Source organism: Oleiphilus sp. HI0079 (genome assembly GCF_001635105.1).
This window is the reverse complement of sequence record NZ_LWFT01000681.1, coordinates 1-849: the sequence shown is the minus strand read 5'-3', so window position 1 is coordinate 849 and position 849 is coordinate 1. Positions and strand designations below refer to the sequence as shown.

Below are 849 nucleotides of genomic sequence, written 5' to 3'. Positions count from 1 at the left end.
AAGGTTGATTTTTACAAGGTCGATCTTGAGAGCGGCGCTTTTGGCGACTTATCTCGGGCGTCGGAATACTTCTTCGATCTTCTCTATGACTTGGGCGTGGTTTATCAAGACGGCAACCTCCAGTTAAGCACTTTGAGTGATGTAGAGGTTCTCAGCGCGCTAAGTCGAATTGCTGCGCAAGATCAGCTTGTCGGCGGCATTCATGATTTAAAAAGCGATATAGATGCCGCTGGTTCTGTAACTGTTGCTGTGCAAATCCTTGAGTCATTTGTGACGTCTGAGACAAATAGTTTTCACAAAGACGCAGTTGCCGAGATCATTGCAGTGTATGCAAATCTCGCAGATATCAAATCGCGAGTGGCGAGTATTCCAACCGTGCTGGACGAGCTACACCAGGCTCTTGATGATAACTCTGATAAGATTTCGTTTGAGCGCGTTGAGTCAATAGCTCGAGCTTTTTCAGGTTTTGAAACTGATTCGGTGAAGCTAGCGGGTTGGAGTGAATTCTATAACGAGATGAATGCTCTTAGAGTCGCTTCCTTATCCAAAACGGAGATAGCATCTAGAATTGACCAGATTTTTGATGAAGCTGAAGAAAAAGGCTGGTTCGATACCGATCTTGTTGCTCGGAATCAATTGGCTGATCTTGAGTCTCGGGTCGACACGGCTGCAGATATTTTTGAAGTTCAAACGCTGATCGAGGACGCCTACGTTTATGAGGGTAACGCAGAGCTCAAAGCTGCACTTCTAGTTTTGCGAGAGGATACGATCACTCCGCTTGATGCAGTAGAATTGTTAAGGAAAAAAGAGTCGTTGGTCAAATGGCCTATTACGGATTTGTTAAGCAGC

The 849-nt window shown here is 45.3% G+C and carries 1 protein-coding gene; it reads left to right on the top strand.

The genetic code is table 11. The features are described from left to right. Nucleotides 1-849 (top strand): hypothetical protein (locus tag A3750_RS26135; RefSeq protein ID WP_197475016.1); only part of this gene is annotated, 849 nt, incomplete at both ends.